We start from the raw sequence: 15,156 nt of genomic DNA, 5'->3' as shown, positions 1-15,156 counted from the left end.
TCTTCCTCGCTCGCTTCTTTGAGATTTGCAACGATCTCAGCCGATATCGGCAAGGGTGCGCCGCACGGTGAACCGGGCGGTGCCGGCGATGATGACGGCAATCGCCACGACCGTGACGACGCTGCCGATATAGGCGGGCGGGCCGACCGTCAGCCCGCCAAGCAGACTTCGCAGCTGCGCCTCCTCCGGCGTCGGCCCCTGCACCCCGCCGATCAGGGAGAGGATGGCAAAGAGTGCGATGGCGGCGAAGCCGCCGAGCCCCGCCCCCTTGAGGCCGAGAAGCAGGAAATGCCGCTGGAACTCGCCGGCGACATAGGCATCCTCCGCCCCGACGAAATGCAGGACCTCGATCACCTCCTTGTTGCCGGCCATGGCTCCGCGCGTGGCGAAGACGACGGAAAGCGCCGTCGCCGCCATGACGAGGCCGACGACGGCGAGGCCGGCGAACGTGACGGCCTGCGACATGCGCGAGAGCCGTTTCAGCCACATGCCGTGATCGTCGAGGCTCGCCCCCTCGACCTCGTCGCGCAGGCGCCGCTGCAGCGTCGCAAGATCCGCGTCGCCGTCGAGCCGCACGGAGATGAGCCGCGGGATGGGGAGTTCGGCCGGATCGAAGCCGCTGCCGAGCCAGGGCTCCAGAAGGCCCGCCGATTCCTCCGGGCCGAGAATTTCGGCCGATCGCACCCCCGGCGTCGCCTCGGCGATGCCGCGGGCCTTGGCGAGGGCGGCGTCGATGTCCCGCGTGCCGGTGGTGGAGACCTGGATGGTCAGCTCCGCGGCGATCTGTCGTTGCCAGCCGCGCGCCCGGTCGGAGACGACCGAGACGGAGGCGACCGACAGGCAGGCAAGAAAGCTCATGATGGCGACGAGGACGAGGAGCGCCCGCCCGGCGACCGAGCGCGGCGGCACGATCGGATTGACCGCCCGCGGCTCCTCGAAGGCCCCGCCCTGCGCACCCTCGCGCGGCGCCAGGCCATCGGCGCCGATCTCGCGCGCCGGCGCGGCGGCGGCCGGGGCGCGGCGGCGGGCCGCCCGTGCGCGCCTGACCCGCTTGCGGATCGGATGCTCCTCAGACGTCATGGACTTCAATAGCACCTGCATTGAGGATGAGACGTCTGGCATCATACTGGTCCATCAGGGCTAGGTCGTGCGTGGCGATGACGATCGAGGTGCCGAGCCGGTTGAGCTCGATGAAAAGGCGCAGGAGGCGGCGGGCGAGCGGCGGGTCGACATTGCCGGTCGGCTCGTCGGCGAGCAGGATCTCCGGCCGGGTGATGACGGCCCGCGCGATGGCCGCACGCTGCTTCTCGCCACCCGACAGCACCGGCGGATGCACCCACATCTTGTCGCCGAGGCCGACCCATTCCAGCAGTTCCATCACGTCGTTGCGGTAGGTCGATTCGGCCTGGCCGAGGACGCGCAGCGGCAGGGCGACGTTCTCGTAGGTCGTCAGATGCTCCAGAAGCCGGAAATCCTGGAAGACGATGCCGATTCGCCGCCGGAGCACCTGCACGCTGGGGCGCGCCGCCGTCGCCGCGTCCTGACCGAAGATCTCGACGAGCCCGCGCGTTGGCCGCAGCGACAGGAAAAGCAGGCGCAGGAGCGAGGTCTTGCCGGCACCGGAAGGGCCCGTCACGTACTGGAACGAGCGCTGGCCGATGGCGAAGGAGACGTCGCGCAGGATCTCCGGGCCGAGCCCGTAGCGCAGGCCGACATTCTCGAAACGGATGAGAGGCGAATCGCCTGGCGGATGTTCGTCCATTCGCTCTGCCAAGAAGCTGGAGGTTCTTCCATCGCATCCGGGCGTTAAGCCGGTGTTAACGATGTTCGGCAAGAAAGCGCTAAGCAAGCTAACGGAGCCCTGCATGCCCGAATGCCACGCGGGCGACAAGCGATCCGCCTCCGGGCATTTCTCCGGCAGGCCTGCGCATGACGCCAGCAATGTCGATCTTCTCACCTGCCCCGGCTGCGGCACTGCCGAGCTCATCGAGGCCGGTAAGATCGATGCGCGCTCGCATTTGATCGTCTGCGGTCATTGCGGCGAGAGTTGGAAGGCAGCGAACGGCGCAGAAGGAAGCCGCGAGCCGCTCAGGAGCAGAGGCGGCGCGGGCATCGGCCCGGTACCGGAGCCGCTCGATGCGGGCGAGCCGATCCGGGTGCAGCCCGAGCCGCGCGCCGGCACCGCACGCACCGCCGGGAGCGCCTTCGAACCGAAAGGCCACTGGACACGCGGCACGGGCCCGCAGGAGAAAGACAAAGGCGCGTGCTTCCTTGACCTGGAAGCGACGAAAATCCGCTCCAGCCGGGCCGCCAGGGCCTCAAATACTGGCAGATCCGGGCCGCGCACCGCGCTCCAGCTTCTTACCGCCCTTGTCTCGATCCTCTTCCTGGCAGGCGCCGTCTTCGCCCGCCCGGCCCTCGTCGAGGCCGTGCCGGACCTTGCCGGCCTCTACGCGATTGCCGGTCTTCCCGTCGCCCTCGATCCCGTCATCTTCGAGGACGTTACCGTCGGCCGCGTCCTGCCCAAGCCCGGCTCTCCCCTGCTTCTCACCGGACATATCGTCAGCAGGGACGCTTCCCCCCGCATCCTGTCGCCAATCGCCGTAACCTTCATCGGCGCAGGCGGAAGCGAGCTCGGCCATATGCGCATCACCCCGCCCGCCGAGGCGATCGGAGGCGGCAGCAGCGTTGCCTTCTCCTATGCGCTTGGCGAGGCCCCCGCGAACGCCAAGGCCGTGCATCTGCGCTTCGATCGGATCGCAAAGGTGGCCGAATCGGTTCCCGCCGCCCCAGCTCCCGTCGCCAGCGCCGGCAACGCCGGCAAAGTCGAAGGCCGCTGGCCGGAGCCGGCTTCGTGAGCGCGCCCCATCGCGAAGGCATCCGCCCGCTCTACAGCGCCGAGGAGATCGCCGCGCGAATCACTTCCATGGCCGCCGAGATCGCCGAGCGGCGGCCGGAAAACCTTCTCGCCGTCATCGTCCTCAAGGGCGGTTTCGTCTTCGGAGCGGATCTTGCGCGCGCGCTTTCCCTCAATGATGTGGCCATGGAGATCGAGTTCATCTCGCTCTCTTCCTATGGCGCACGCCTGAAGACGAGCGGCGAGGTGCGCATTCTGCGCGATATCGGTTGCCCCGTGGAAAACCGCGATGTTCTGCTCGTCGACGACGTCCTGGATTCGGGCCTGACACTGAGATTTGCGCGCGATCTGATGCTCACGCGCGGCGCTCACCGGGTCGAGATCGCGGCCATGATCGACAAGCCCGAAGGCCGCAAGACGGAAATCGCGGCCGATTACGTTGGATTTACCTGTCCCGATTATTTTGTAGTCGGTTACGGCATGGACGCGGGCCATGCACATCGCGAACTCCCCTATGTCGGCGTCGTTGAAGACAACGGAAGGGGGAAATGATCGGGGAAGTGTAATGCGTATTCTCCTGACGGAAGACGACGACTCGGTGAGAGCTTTCGTTAGCCGCGCATTGGAGTTGGACGGTCACGCCGTCGAGACGGCGTGCGACGGTCTGGAAGCCATGGATCGGCTGATGGAGAGCGACGGCTGCTTCGATCTTCTGGTCAGCGACGTGAAGATGCCGATCATGGATGGCATCGATCTGGCCCATAGCGCTGCCCGCAAATGGCCCGGCCTGCCGATCCTGCTGATGACCGGCTTTGCCGACCAGCGCGAACGCGCCGACGACCTGCAGAAGGTCATCCGGGACGTCTTGACCAAGCCGTTCACGCTGCAGGAAATCCGCAGCGCCGTCAGCGAGGCCGGGGCGGAAAAGCCCAAGGCGGCCTGACAGGGCTGCCGGCCGGTCGCCGGGACCGGCCCACTGAAAACGGCCTCGCTCAATCCCGGTTGAGCAGCCTCTCCAGATACTGAAGCTCGTAGGGCGGGCGGAAACGCTCGCCCAGCCTCTCGCGAATCGCGTTGAGAATGCGCCTGGCGCGTTCCACGTCGATCTCGTCGGGCACACGCACATTCTGTCCGAGGTCGGGGCCGTCGGTGCGCTGCGGCCGGCCGAGCGGATCGACCTGGCCCCGCGGCATGCCCCCGCGACCCATGCGCTGCTGGCCGCCCTGGCCCTGCTGCCCCAGCATCTCGTTCATCATCGACTGCATGCCCTCGCGCATCGCCTGCAGCGCCTCGCCCTGCTGGCCGTAGGCCTGCCGCGTCTCGCCCTGGCCGAGAGAGCCGGCAGCGTCACCCATGGCGCGGCCGGCACGATCGAGAGCGCGCTCGCCCTGTCCCGGACCTTCCTGCTGGCCCGCGCCGGGTTGGCCCGGCTGCTGGCCGTTCTCGCCTTGGCCACCCTGCTGCATCTGCTGCAGCTGATCGAGAAGCGCCTGCAGGCCCTGATGCAAGTCTCCCTGCCCTTCCTGCAGCTGGCGCATGATCTCGGCCATCTCCGACGGCGATAGCTCGCCCTGTTGCCCCTGCTGGCCCTGCTGGCCGCGCTGCGTCGGCCGCTGGCCCTGGTCGAGGCGGAAGGTGTCGTCCATCAGCTTCTGCTGCTCGCGCATCAGCCGGCCGAGCTCTTCCATCTGCTGCATCATTTCGCCCATCTCGCCGCTTTGCATCTGCTGCTGCATGCGCTGGGCCATCTGCATGTTGTCGAGCATCTCCTGAAGCTGGCTGAGAAGCTCCTGCGCGGCATCGTTCTCGCCAAGCCGGGCAAGATCCTCGATCCGGTCGAGCATGCGGTCGAGATCCTGCTGCGACATCATCTGCGCGTTCGGATCGATCGGCATCAGCTGCTGTTGCGGCATGCGCGCCATCTGCTCGGCCATGGAGCGCATGAACTCGTTCATCGCCTGGCGCAGTTCCTCGGTCAGGCGGGCGATCTCCTCCTCAGAGGCACCCTCGGCGAGCGCGTTTTCCAGGGCCTCGCGCGCCTCCGCCAGCCGCTGCTGCGCGGCCGAAAGCTCTCCGTCCTCGATGAGGACCGCCATGTCCCAAAGATAGGCAAGCACGTCCCGCAGCTGGTCGTCCGTCTCAGCCCCGCGGAGGCGATGATAGGCGACGCTGAGGCCGAGGTAGATCGACGAATCCTGGATGAACCGGTCGGGCCGCAGCATCATCGCATCGAGCACGGAAGCGACCCGGCTCTGCCGGCGCGCGTCGAGCGCGAGGTCGCGCCGCTGCTCGATGAGGGCGCGGGCGACCGGGTTGCGGAAAGGCCGCTCCGGCAGCGTCATCGTGCCGTCGTCGGGCGGCCGACCCTCCTGGCCCGCCGCATCTGTCACGACCGCGTCGGCGAGGACCTCCATCCCGGCGAAGGGATGTTCCTCCAGCCGCGCATAGGCCTTGCCGGAGGCTTCCTTCTCCTTGTCGCGCGAGCGCGCGATGCGGATCGGCACGGTCGGCGTTTCGACCAGCGGCCGCGCCCCGTCCTCCTGCTCATTCTTCGGGCGGAAGGTGACCGAGCCGCCGGTGACGCCGTAATCGTCGTCAACGGTGAATTCCATGGAAAAGGAGCCGGAGCGGTTCACCTTCACAGCGCCGCGGCTGATCGTCGGCGGCCGGTCAGGGATGATGCGGAAAGCGTAGCGCGCGCCGCTGCTGCCGGCGGCGATCGCCACCGAGCCGTCCGTTTCCAGGATCGCCGAATAGCTGCGGATCGCATCCGCGGCCTTCGGGGCCGCCTTCGCCTTCTCGCCCTGCGCGGCAGGCGCCTCGCCCGCAGCCTCCGCCGCGTCGGAAGAAAGCATGGAAACCTCGCCCGCCGTATCGAGGCTCACCTGCGGCGCCTCGCGCGAGACGACGCGGATCGTCAGTTTGCTGCCCTGCGGCACGGAAACGGGCTCGCCGCTGGTTGCTTCCCCTCCGTCCACCGCGCCCTCGCGGCGCGACAGGTAGACGGGCGGCGCACCGGTATAGGCCGGCGGGTCGATCCAGGCGTCGATCCGCGCCGGAGCCGTCGCGACGAGCTCGGTGGAGACGGGCCGGAAGGCATCGACGAGCCGCGGCCAGTGCTCGCCCCAGCCGGCGAAGAAGGCGACGGCGAGAAGGACGGGCACGGCAAAGCGCCAGGCGTTCGGATCGCGGCGCGCCATGTCGGGATGCGCCCACCCGGCCTTGAGGCGCGACAGGGAGGCGAGGAGCCGGCTTTGATGCGCCGCCCACAGGGCGGTGGCGGCCGGGCCGTCGGAAACCGCCGAGAGATTGTCGCGCAGGCCCGATGCAGGCCGGTGCGGCACGTCGGAGGCGCGCTCCACGCGCCGCAGCGCCGCCGCCTCGTCCGGCCACGGCGTGCGCAGCACGCGCATGAGGCAGAAGAGGAAGCCGAGGCCGAAGAGCGCGAGAATACCGGCACGGACGAGATCCGCGACGCCGCTCCACAGGCCGAACCAGGAGAGGATGACAAAGAGACCGACGAGGGAAAGAAGCGGCACGAGGCGCGGCCAGAACGCCTCCCAGAAGAGGGCGAGCCGCGCACGTCGGACGACGCCGCCCAGCCGCTCGGAGACCTCGCTCCGGACGCCCGCTTTGCTGTCGCTCGTCTCGGCCTTGCCCACGCCGGCTCCTTCCGCCTTGCGCCCCGATCCGGAATATGTGCGTCCCGGCGGCCGCGCCTCACGGCGGCGGATCATCGCCGGAACGTTTCAAGACTATAGCGGAGCGCCGCCTGCCGGAAAGGACAAGCGGCAAGCATGGCCGCATCAAGGCCGCGACGACACGCCATTGTGATGACGATCGTCCTGCTCCCTGGGGGGACTAGATGCCCTCGGACGGCTGGAGCCAGCCGGGGACACGGTCCCAGGCGATCAGCTCCTCGTAGCTGTGGCGGGCGCGCACCAGCGCGTAGTCCTGGCCGTGCACAAGCACTTCCGGTACCAGCCGGCGGGTGTTGTAGGTGCCGGCCTGCACGGCTCCGTAGGCACCGGCCGAGAAGATGGCGAGCAGGTCGCCGGGCTGCGGGCGCGGCAGCTGGATGCCCTTCGCCAGGAAGTCGCCCGTCTCGCAGACCGGTCCGACGACATCGCAGGTGATTCGCTCCGCCTGGCTTTCGCGCACCGGCGCGATGCGGTGGTAGGCGTCGTAGAGCGTCGGGCGGATGAGGTCGTTCATCGCCGCATCGACGATGACGAAATTCTTGTCCTCGCCCTCCTTCACGTAGATCACCTCGGTCAGGAGGATGCCGGCATTGCCCGCGATCAGGCGGCCCGGCTCGAAGATGATCTTGGCGTCGAGGTCGCTCATGTGGCGGCGGACCGTCTCCGCATAGCTCTTCGGCAGCGGCGGGGCGACGCGTTCCTCGTGATAGGGAATGCCAAGCCCGCCGCCGAGATCGATATGCTCGATGTCGTGTCCGTCGCCGCGCAGCTCGCGCACGAGAGCGGCAAGCCGCCCAAAGGCGGCCTCGAACGGCTCAAGCTCTGTGATCTGGCTGCCGATATGCATATCGATGCCGATCACCCGGATGCCTGGCAGGTCCCGCGCCTCGGCGTAGATCTCGCGGGCCCGCGCGGCCGGGATGCCGAACTTGTTCTCCTTGCGCCCCGTGGAGATTTTCTCGTGGGTGCCGGCATCCACGTCCGGATTGATTCTGAGGCTGATCGGCGCGGTCCGCCCGTCCTCGCTCGCGAGCATCGAGAGAAGCCGCAGCTCGGCTTCCGATTCCACGTTGAAGCAGAAGATCCCGGCCGAAAGCGCGAAGGAAAGCTCATGCGCCGTCTTGCCGACGCCGGAAAACATGATTTTCTCCGGCGGCACGCCGACGGCGAGCGCGCGGCGCAGCTCGCCCTCCGAAACGACGTCGGCCCCGGCGCCGAGCCGGGCGAGCGTGGCGATCACGGCCTGGTTGGAATTGGCCTTGAGCGCGTAGCAGATGAGGTGATCGAGGCCGCTGAAGGCCTCCTCGAAGACCTGGTAATGGCGCTCCAGCGTCGCCGTCGAATAGCAGTAGAGCGGCGTGCCGACAGCCTCGGCGATCTGTGTGACCGGCACGTCCTCGGCGTGCAGGACGCCCTCGCGATAGGTGAAATGGTGCATGGATGTCCCGCGCGGCGACCCCTTTGCCGGGGCGCGCGCCTTTCTGTCAGATCAGCGGATCGAGGATGAAGCGGCGGCCGCTCGGATCGCTCGGCGCGCGCTTTTCCTCTTCGGCGCTCGTCGGGGTCTCGGCCGCGACCCTGCCTTCCTCCGACAGCGTCTCCACATTGCCGACCGTGTCGGTTTGCGAGGGCCCGGCGCCTGGATCGCTTTTCGGCACGATGCTGTTTTCAGCGCCGGGAGGCGGCTCGAGCGCCCCGCGGCGGCCGCAGCCGGTCACCGCCGATGCGGCGAGCGTCAGGACGATGACGAGACGAAGAAAGGCCATTATTGAGAAACTCCTCGGAGCGGGCTGACTATACCGGGCTCTCGCCCGGCTGCGCAGCCTCTTTCGGCGCCTCTTCGAGGAGGGTGCGCCAGTGGCGCGCCCGCTCGCGAACATTTTCCGGAGCCGTGCCCCCTTCGCTTCTGCGGCTGGAGACTGAGGCATCGACCGAGAGAACGTCGAAGACGCTGGCGTCGATCTTCTCGTGCACCTTGCGCATGACCTCCAGCGGCAGTTCGCCGAGATCGAGCCCGCGCGCCTCCGCCTCGGCGACGATGCGGCCGGTGACGTGATGCGCCTCGCGGAAAGGCATGCCCACCTCGCGCACCAGCCAGTCGGCGAGGTCGGTGGCCGTGGCAAAGCCGACGCCGGCCGCCTCGCGCATGGCGGTCTCGTTCGGCTTCATGTCGCCGACCATTCCGGTCATCGCCGCAAGACAGAGCGACAGGGAAGGCAGCGCGTCGAAGACCGGCTCCTTGTCCTCCTGCATGTCCTTGCAATAGGCGAGCGGCAGGCCCTTCATGACGATGATGAGCGCGTTCAGCGCCCCGACGATCCGCCCCGCCTTGGCGCGCACCAGCTCGGCCGCGTCCGGATTGCGCTTCTGCGGCATGATCGAGGAGCCGGTGGTGAACTTGTCGGAGAGCTTGACGAAGCGGAACTGGGCCGACGACCAGATGACGATCTCTTCGGCAAGGCGCGACAGGTGCACCGCGCAGATCGAGGCCGCCGCGAGGGCCTCCATGGCGAAGTCGCGGTCGGAGACGGCGTCGAGCGAGTTCGCCGTCGGGCGCGCAAAGCCGAGCGCCTCGGCCGTCATCTTCCGGTCGATCGGAAACGCCGTGCCGGCGAGCGCGGCCGAGCCGAGCGGGCATTCGTTGAGCCGCCCCCGGCAATCGGCCAGCCGGCCGCGGTCGCGCGCCAGCATCTCCACATAGGCAAGGCAGTGATGGCCGAAGGTGACGGGCTGGGCGCTCTGCAGATGCGTGAAGCCCGGCATCACCGTGCCGGCATGCGCCTCGGCCTTTGCCGCGAGCGCGCGCATCAGCGCCACCACCTGCCGGTCGAGCTCGTCGAGCGCCTCGCGCACATAGAGCTTGAAGTCGGTGGCGATCTGGTCGTTGCGCGAGCGCGCCGTATGCAGCCTTCCGGCCGCCTCGCCGATCAGCTCGGCGAGCCGCGCCTCCACGTTCATGTGGATGTCTTCCAGGCTGCGGGAGACCTTAAAACGGCCTTCGGCGAAGTCGCGGCCGATCTCGGCGAGGCCCGCGATGATCTTATCCGCGTCCTCCGTCGAAATAATGCCGGCTTTGGCGAGCATGGCGGCGTGTGCCTGAGAGCCGGCGATGTCTTGCGCCGCGAGCGCCTTGTCGAAATCGATCGAGGCGTTGATCTCTTCCATGATGGCGTCCGGGCTTTCGGAGAAGCGGCCGCCCCACATGCGGTTCGACATTTGCAAGATCGCGTTGCTTGAGTGACAGGATTTCGGAGTTGATACCCGTGAAACGAGTTTTTTTCGCCCTTGCCGCAGCCATTCTCATCGCCGCGGGCGCTGCCGTCGCCCTATACGGGATTTCCCAGAATGGCAATGAGAAGACGGTGGTCGCCGCGGGCGATTGTCGCCCGGCCCTCGACGCCGCCGAGGCGATCGATCCGCTTGTGAAGGGCGAGGTCGCCGCCTTCATTCCGGCGACGCGGCAGGAGAACCTCAGCGCGCTCTCCTTCACCGACCAGGTCGGCCAGACCCGCACGCTCGCCGATTTCTCCGGCCAGCTGAAGCTGGTCAATCTGTGGGCCACATGGTGCGTGCCGTGCCGCGAGGAGATGCCGGCGCTCGACAGGCTGGAGGGCACGCACGGAAATGAGAACTTCGCCGTCGTGCCGATCAACATCGACCGCTCCGACATCGACCGGCCCCGCACGTTCCTGGAGGAGATCGGTGTGGACAACCTGCCGCTCTACACCGACAGGACGATGAAGATCTTCAACGACATGAAGGCGAAGGGCCTTGCCGTCGGACTGCCGGTGACGGCGCTTGTCGACGGCAATGGCTGCCTGATCGGCCACATGAACGGACCGGCCGAATGGGATTCGGGCGACGCTGGCGCCCTGATCGAGGCGGCGCTGAAAGAGACCTCGCCGACGACGCTGGAAGCGCCGTCCGAGGAGCCGCCGCCCGCCTCCTGAGGAGAGGCTACGCCGCCACCTGCTCCAGCCCCGCCTGGCCTGCCGGAGCGAAGCTCGTCGCCACATGGTCGGCGAGCGCCATCACCAGCGGATCGGTCTCGTCGCGGGCGATGAAGGAAATCGCATAGGTGCCGAGCCGCGGCAGGCCGGTCTCCGGCCCGAGCGCCACCAGGTCGCCCTTGGCAAGCGAGACCGGCAGCGGCGCCACGGCGAGGTCGCCCGCGATCGCCGCGATCTGGCCGGCGGCCGAGGCGCTCTGATAGGCGATCCGGTGGCGCAGCCCCGACTTGCCGAGCGCGGCGACCGACCGGCGCCGCCATTCGCAGGTCGGGTTCGCCACAGCGACCGGCAGCGGCCGGCGCGCATGCGCCGTGCCATCCCGCGCGCCCAGCCAGACCAGCGGCTCGTCATGCACCTGCCGGCGGTAATAGGCGACGTTGCTGACGTCGGAATCGGTGACAAGGCCGGCGTCGATCTCGCCCCGTTCCAGGCAGCCACGCACCTTCGTGGAAATATCGCAGATGACGTTCACCTGGACGCCGGGATGGGTGCGCGCGAAGCTGCGCAACACGCGCGGCATGAAGGCGCTCGCATATTCGTCCGGCGTGCCCACGGTGATGACGCCCTCAAGGTCCGGGGTCTTCAGCCGTCCCCAGAGCTCGCCGTGCATTTCCAGGATCTTGCGCGCATCCGGCAGCATCGATTCGCCGAAGGGCGTCAGCGACACCTTGCGCGAGTCACGCTCGAAGAGGCGGCGACCGACCATCTCCTCCAGCTTCTTCACCTGCATGGAGATGGCGGAAGGCGTGCGGCCCACTTTGTCCGCCGCGACGGAGAAGCTGCCGCCGTCGGCGATCGCGACAAAAGTGCGCAGGAGGTCGGCGTCGAGAACAGGATGCATCGATTTCTGCCTCGTTCAATTTTTCTCATTCAACATGTAAGACCTTTTCGTTTGATTGATCAATAGGGAAGGTTCAAATCTCCGGCCATGGCGACGACGCACCCGCCCATCGCCATCAAGGAAGGGGTTCCCCCGCCCCAGACGGAGACTTGAGATGTTTGAACGGCTTTCACCCAATCCGACGCTGCACACGCCGCGCACGGACGACCTTGCGGCGAGGCTCGCCGCGCTCATTGGCCCGGCCGTCACCGCCGCCACGCGTCTCGCCCGTGCCATCAGGGGCCGGCGCGCCGCCTATCGGCTCGCAGCACTCGACGACCACATGCTGAGCGATATCGGGCTCACCCGTTTCGACGTGGACAGCGCCCTGGCGATGCCGCTTGCGAGCGATCCCAACGCCGAACTGATACGCCGGCGCTCCGACCGGATCGCCAGCCAGCGGCGCGGCCGCAAGTTCCTCTGACGGCCGAAGCTTGCGGACCTTCAAAGACCGCCCCGGCAGCCTCTCTGCGCCGGGGCGGCTCGCCTTTCCTCACGCCCCCGGCGCATGTGCCGGCACGGGCGCGCTTGCGCCTGCCTTCCCGATCCGCTGAAATTTCCCGATTCGTCGCCCGCAGGCTGGAGCCTGCTGCCCGCGGCTGAGTTTTCGCAGAGGATCAGCCATCATGTCGGTGCCGGGGCCCGTCGTCACCATTTCGAGCCATGTCGCGATCGGCGCCGTCGGCAACCGCATCATCAGTTTCGTGCTGGAGCGTCTCGGCATCGAGACCGTCGAAATCCCGACGATCATCTTTCCGCATCATCCCGCCCACCGCCGGGTCCGCCCGCTGCGCCCCTCGCCGGAAGATTTCGCCGAGCTCCTGGAAAACGTCGCCGAGCGGCTGAAGGCGCGCCCGCCCTCCGCGGTCGTCACCGGCTATTTCGGCGGACGGCCGGAAGCGGAACTCGCTGCAAGCTTCATCGAAGAGCTGAAGCGCCGCGATGAGCGGCTCCTTTATCTCTGCGACCCGGTCTTCGGCGATGCCGGCGAGGCCTATCTGCCGCAAGAGGTCGTCGAAGCGCAGCGCCGCGCGCTTCTGCCGCTCGCCGATATCGCCACCCCGAACCTCTTCGAATTCTCCGTTCTGGCGGGTCTTGGTCCGAGCCCCGAAATGGCCGCGATCGCCGCCGCCGCTGCGGACCTGGGTCCGGCCGAACTCATCGTCACCTCCGCCCCCGCCCTGATGCGCGGACGCACCGCCGCGGCTCTCTTTTCCGGCGGCGCCACGCTGCTTGCCGAGCACCCGCTCGCCCAGACCCCGGCAAAGGGCGCCGGCGACCTCTTCTGCGCCGTCTATCTCGGCCGGCGCCTGCTTGGCTCCCCGCCGCAGGAGGCCCTGCCCTATGCGGTCGCCGCCACGCACGACGTCTTTGCCGTGACGGCCTCACTCGGCAGGCCGGATCTTGCCTTCGCAGAGGCGCAGGAGGCGCTCGTTCGACCCAACCTCTCTCGCGTGCAGTTGCGCCGCCTTGCCGGCGCGCCCGCCGTCGCCACGCGGCCGTAACGTCACCCCCGGGAATCGCAGTTTTCCGGCGCTTTGGGCTGAAAATCCCCGTTGCGCTCGGCCGCCCGGCGCGTTCTATTTCCGCCATAACAGGAGGAAACGCCGATGAACTGGAAGAAGATGGTCGCCGTCACCCTGCTCGCCGCATGGCCCGGCATGGCGCTCGCCGCCGATCCGATCGTGGGCAACTGGGTCGCCGAGAGCGGCAATACGGTGCGCATCTCTGCCTGCGGCAGCGCCTATTGCCTCAAGGTCGCTTCGGGCCCGAACAAGGGCAAGGAGATCGGCCGCATGGAAGGCTCGAACGGCTCCTACAAGGGCACGATCATGAACCCGGAGGACGACAAGACCTATTCCGGGTCGGTGACGCTGACCTCCGCCACGCAGATGAAGCTGAAGGGCTGCGCCATGGCGATCTTCTGCAAGACGCAGAACTGGCAGCGGAAATAGGAAGCCCGTTTCACGCGGCCTCTTCGGCGCGCTCGCGCCAGGCTTCGACGGCGACCTCAAGGATGAGCCTCGCGCCGGCGGCCATCGCCTCATGCGCCATGGCGAAGGCCGGAGCGGTCTCCGCCTCAGGCCTCTCCGTCGCAGCGGGCGGGGTCTGCCCCTCCAGGAAGGGAAGGTGGACGAAGCCGTTCATGGAAAGCCGGCCCGCCTGCGAGGCGAGCCGGCCGGCCCTGTAATAGAGCGCATTGCACAGATAGAGGCCGGCATCGTCGGAAAGACCCGCCGGATGGCCGGCGGCCTCAAGGGCATTGCGGATACGGCGGATCGGCAGGGAGCCGCGCCAGGTCTCCGGCCCTTCCGGATCGACGCGGCAGGAAGGCGCCGCCTTTCCGGCGGCATCGGCGAGCGCCGGCTCGGCCCGGTTGCGCGCAAGGCGCTCCAGCTCGAAGCCGCGGGCGCGCCGGCTGACGCCGAACTGGACCGCGATGTCAGGCGAATGCGCTTGCCAGAGCGCCTCGAAGGCGGCCGGTCCCGCCTGCCAGTCGGTCGGCAGGACGGCGAACCGCGCTTCGGCCGCGATGCCTTTCAGCCCATCGGGCAGCGACAGCCGCTCCATCAGCCAGCCGCTCGGATTTTCCGGAACGCCCGGAAAAGGCCCGAAGCCGGTGACGAGAAGGCGCGGCCGGCGCATGCGGCTCAGGCCGCCTTCTGCTTCTCCAGGAGCTTGCGGTTCACCAGAAGCTCGGCGATCTGCACGGTGTTGAGCGCCGCGCCCTTCCTGAGGTTGTCGGCGACCACCCACAGGGAAAGGCCGTAATCAACCGTCGAATCCTCGCGGATGCGCGAGATGTAGGTCGCATCCTCGCCGGCACTCTCGTAGGGGGTCATGTATCCGCCCGGCTCGTGCTTATCGATGACGAGGCAGCCCGGCGCCTCGCGCAGGATCTCGCGCGCCTCGTCGGCCGAAAGCTCTTCCTCGAACTCGATGTTGACGGCCTCCGAATGGCCGACGAAGACCGGCACGCGCACGCAGGTCGCCGTCAGCTTGATCTTCGGGTCGAGAATCTTCTTGGTCTCGGCCACCATCTTCCATTCCTCCTTCGTCGTGCCGTCTTCCATGAAGACGTCGATATGGGGAATGCAGTTGAAGGCGATGCGCTTGGGGAACTTCTTCGCTTCCACCGGATCGGCCACGAAGACGGCCCGCGTCTGGTTGAAGAGCTCGTCCATCGCGTCCTTGCCGGCGCCGGAAACCGACTGGTAGGTGGCAACGACGACGCGCTTGATCCTCGCCCGGTCATGCAGCGGCTTCAGCGCCACGACGAGCTGTGCGGTCGAGCAGTTCGGATTGGCGATGATGTTCTTCTTGGTGAAGCCCGCGACCGCATCGGCATTCACCTCCGGGACGATCAGCGGCACATCCGGATCGGTGCGCCAGGCCGAGGAATTGTCGATGACAACGCAGCCCTTGGCGGCGATCTTCGGCGACCATTCCTTGGAGACGGTGCCGCCCGCCGACATCAGCGCGATGTCGATACCGGAGAAATCGTAGTTCTCCAGCGCCTGCACCTTGAGCGTCTTGTCGCCGAAGGAGACTTCCGTGCCCTGGCTGCGGCGGGAGGCGAGTGCCACAACTTCGTCCGCGGGAAAGCCGCGCTCGTCGAGGATGTCGAGCATCTCCCGCCCGACATTGCCGGTCGCGCCGACGACTGCGATCCTGTAACCCATGTCCTGCTCCTCTCTCCCCGTGCAA

Annotated in this window: 16 protein-coding genes; 7 read left to right on the top strand and 9 right to left on the bottom strand. The window is 67.8% G+C overall.

Going from position 1 to position 15,156, the window contains the following annotated elements:
• Positions 1 to 36 precede the first annotated feature (36 nt).
• Together CLD20_RS06160 and ftsE are read right to left on the bottom strand one after the other, a co-directional pair.
• Entirely contained in the window at positions 37 to 1,080 is a 1,044-nt protein-coding gene (locus CLD20_RS06160; RefSeq protein ID WP_224405721.1) for an ABC transporter permease, read from the bottom strand.
• The gene (gene ftsE / locus CLD20_RS06155; protein ID WP_224405720.1) at positions 1,070 to 1,762 is read right to left on the bottom strand and encodes a cell division ATP-binding protein FtsE; all 693 of its coding nucleotides are present in this window, start codon (positions 1,760 to 1,762) and stop codon (positions 1,070 to 1,072) included. The genes CLD20_RS06160 and ftsE overlap by 11 nt, the downstream gene beginning before the upstream one ends.
• 103 nt (positions 1,763 to 1,865) lie before the next feature.
• Between ftsE and CLD20_RS06150 the strand changes: the two genes are divergently transcribed.
• Genes CLD20_RS06150 through CLD20_RS06140 form a run of 3 tightly spaced genes read left to right on the top strand, consistent with a single transcriptional unit; the run spans position 1,866 to position 3,800 of the window.
• Entirely contained in the window at positions 1,866 to 2,858 is a 993-nt protein-coding gene (locus CLD20_RS06150) for a hypothetical protein (protein ID WP_224405719.1), read from the top strand.
• A complete protein-coding gene (gene hpt, locus CLD20_RS06145; protein WP_224405718.1) occupies positions 2,855 to 3,409 on the top strand; it encodes a hypoxanthine phosphoribosyltransferase in 555 nt (184 codons plus the stop codon). The genes CLD20_RS06150 and hpt overlap by 4 nt, the downstream gene beginning before the upstream one ends.
• Before the next feature lie 13 nt (positions 3,410 to 3,422).
• Complete coding sequence (locus CLD20_RS06140) at positions 3,423 to 3,800, top strand: response regulator (protein WP_224405717.1); 378 nt, start codon at positions 3,423 to 3,425, stop codon at positions 3,798 to 3,800.
• A gap of 49 nt (positions 3,801 to 3,849) precedes the next feature.
• On the opposite strand, the gene CLD20_RS06135 is transcribed toward CLD20_RS06140, so the two are convergent.
• From CLD20_RS06135 to argH, 4 genes are all read right to left on the bottom strand, one after another.
• Positions 3,850 to 6,519 carry a TIGR02302 family protein gene (locus CLD20_RS06135; protein ID WP_224405716.1) on the bottom strand — a complete coding sequence of 890 codons (2,670 nt, stop codon included), beginning with the start codon at positions 6,517 to 6,519 and terminating at the stop codon, positions 3,850 to 3,852.
• A gap of 199 nt (positions 6,520 to 6,718) precedes the next feature.
• Positions 6,719 to 7,996: a diaminopimelate decarboxylase gene (gene lysA / locus CLD20_RS06130; protein WP_224405715.1), complete on the bottom strand. Its 1,278-nt coding sequence runs from the start codon at positions 7,994 to 7,996 to the stop codon at positions 6,719 to 6,721.
• A 46-nt stretch (positions 7,997 to 8,042) separates the two neighbouring features.
• A complete protein-coding gene (locus tag CLD20_RS06125) occupies positions 8,043 to 8,324 on the bottom strand; it encodes a lipoprotein (protein ID WP_224405714.1) in 282 nt (93 codons plus the stop codon).
• 28 nt (positions 8,325 to 8,352) lie between these two features.
• Positions 8,353 to 9,774: an argininosuccinate lyase gene (argH, locus tag CLD20_RS06120; RefSeq protein ID WP_224405713.1), complete on the bottom strand. Its 1,422-nt coding sequence runs from the start codon at positions 9,772 to 9,774 to the stop codon at positions 8,353 to 8,355.
• Between the two features lie 47 nt (positions 9,775 to 9,821).
• Here argH and CLD20_RS06115 point away from each other — a divergent pair, with 47 nt between their 5' ends.
• On the top strand, positions 9,822 to 10,508 hold the full coding sequence (locus tag CLD20_RS06115) for a TlpA disulfide reductase family protein (protein ID WP_224405712.1): 687 nt from the start codon (positions 9,822 to 9,824) through the stop codon (positions 10,506 to 10,508).
• Between the two features lie 7 nt (positions 10,509 to 10,515).
• On the opposite strand, the gene CLD20_RS06110 is transcribed toward CLD20_RS06115, so the two are convergent.
• The gene (locus CLD20_RS06110; RefSeq protein ID WP_224405711.1) at positions 10,516 to 11,409 is read right to left on the bottom strand and encodes a LysR family transcriptional regulator; all 894 of its coding nucleotides are present in this window, start codon (positions 11,407 to 11,409) and stop codon (positions 10,516 to 10,518) included.
• A gap of 154 nt (positions 11,410 to 11,563) precedes the next feature.
• Between CLD20_RS06110 and CLD20_RS06105 the strand changes: the two genes are divergently transcribed.
• From CLD20_RS06105 to CLD20_RS06095, 3 genes are all read left to right on the top strand, one after another.
• On the top strand, positions 11,564 to 11,872 hold the full coding sequence (locus CLD20_RS06105) for a DUF1127 domain-containing protein (RefSeq protein ID WP_224405710.1): 309 nt from the start codon (positions 11,564 to 11,566) through the stop codon (positions 11,870 to 11,872).
• A 202-nt stretch (positions 11,873 to 12,074) separates the two neighbouring features.
• Positions 12,075 to 12,953, top strand: a complete 879-nt coding sequence (locus CLD20_RS06100; protein ID WP_224405709.1) for a PfkB family carbohydrate kinase — start codon at positions 12,075 to 12,077, stop codon at positions 12,951 to 12,953.
• Positions 12,954 to 13,058: 105 nt separating this feature from the next.
• On the top strand, positions 13,059 to 13,403 hold the full coding sequence (locus CLD20_RS06095; RefSeq protein ID WP_224405708.1) for a DUF2147 domain-containing protein: 345 nt from the start codon (positions 13,059 to 13,061) through the stop codon (positions 13,401 to 13,403).
• Positions 13,404 to 13,413: 10 nt separating this feature from the next.
• Here the strand turns inward: CLD20_RS06095 and CLD20_RS06090 are convergent, their stop codons facing one another.
• Together CLD20_RS06090 and CLD20_RS06085 are read right to left on the bottom strand one after the other, a co-directional pair.
• Positions 13,414 to 14,094, bottom strand: a complete 681-nt coding sequence (locus CLD20_RS06090) for a hypothetical protein (RefSeq protein WP_224405707.1) — start codon at positions 14,092 to 14,094, stop codon at positions 13,414 to 13,416.
• A gap of 5 nt (positions 14,095 to 14,099) precedes the next feature.
• Positions 14,100 to 15,131, bottom strand: a complete 1,032-nt coding sequence (locus CLD20_RS06085) for an aspartate-semialdehyde dehydrogenase (RefSeq protein WP_224405706.1) — start codon at positions 15,129 to 15,131, stop codon at positions 14,100 to 14,102.
• Positions 15,132 to 15,156: the final 25 nt, after the last annotated feature.

This window comes from Afifella sp. IM 167, from assembly GCF_020144925.1.
Classification (GTDB): Bacteria; Pseudomonadota; Alphaproteobacteria; order Rhizobiales; family Afifellaceae; genus Afifella.
Note: the sequence above shows the minus strand (reverse complement) of the source record. Positions and strands in the feature narration are given on the sequence as shown.